Here is a 784-nt window from a genome sequence, read left to right on the forward strand (position 1 = left end):
GGGCGACTGGTCGCGGTATCCGGAGGGCGAACGGATGATCGCCGATCTGGCCGCGGGCGGCAGCCCCCGGGTGGTGTGGTGGGCACTGCCCGGTCCGTCCTGGCCCGCGATGGTGACCGCGGCCGCCGCCGCCACGGTCCGATCGGCCCGGGGCGTCCTGATCGTCGTCCCCGATCACCGCGACATCGACCGTGTTGCCGACGCGATGCGGGGTGTCCTCGGCGCGGCCGGTTTTGCCGCGCTCAGCGCTGATCTCGGCCCGGCCGAACGGTACCGCCGTTTCCTGGCCGTCAGGCGGGGGAGCGCACGGGTCGTGGTGGGCACCCGCGCGGCTGTGTTCGCACCGGTCCGGGATCTTGGCCTGATCGTTGTCTGGGACGACGGGGACGATCTGCACGCCGAACCCCGCTCGCCCTATCCCCACACCCGTGACGTCGCGGTGCTGCGCTCCCGGCAGCAACGGGCGGGGCTGCTCATCGGCGGGTGGTCGCCGTCGGCCGACGCGCAGGCACTGGTTCGCGTCGGCTGGGCGGGTGCGCTGGTCCCGCCGCGGTCGGTGGTGCGGGCCGCGGCCGCCCGGGTGGAAGCCACCGGTTCGGACTTCGAGGAGGCCAGAGATCCAGCGGCGCGGGCCGCGCGGTTGCCGTCGCTCGCCTGGCGGGCGGCCCGGGAGGCGTTGGCCGCCGGCGCGCCGGTCCTCGTCCAGGTGCCCCGGCGCGGGTACCAGCCGTCACTGGCCTGCGCGGGCTGCCGCCGGCCAGCCCGGTGCGGCCGTTGTCAGGGG

Annotated in this window: 1 pseudogene; it reads left to right on the top strand. The window is 76.1% G+C overall.

Features of this window, described 5'->3' with window-relative positions:
* A pseudogene (locus MJ785_RS09275) lies at positions 1-784 on the top strand (primosomal protein N'); the annotation flags it as partial.

This window comes from Protofrankia sp. CiT1, from assembly GCF_917627335.1.
Lineage (GTDB): Bacteria > Actinomycetota > Actinomycetes > Frankiales > Frankiaceae > Protofrankia.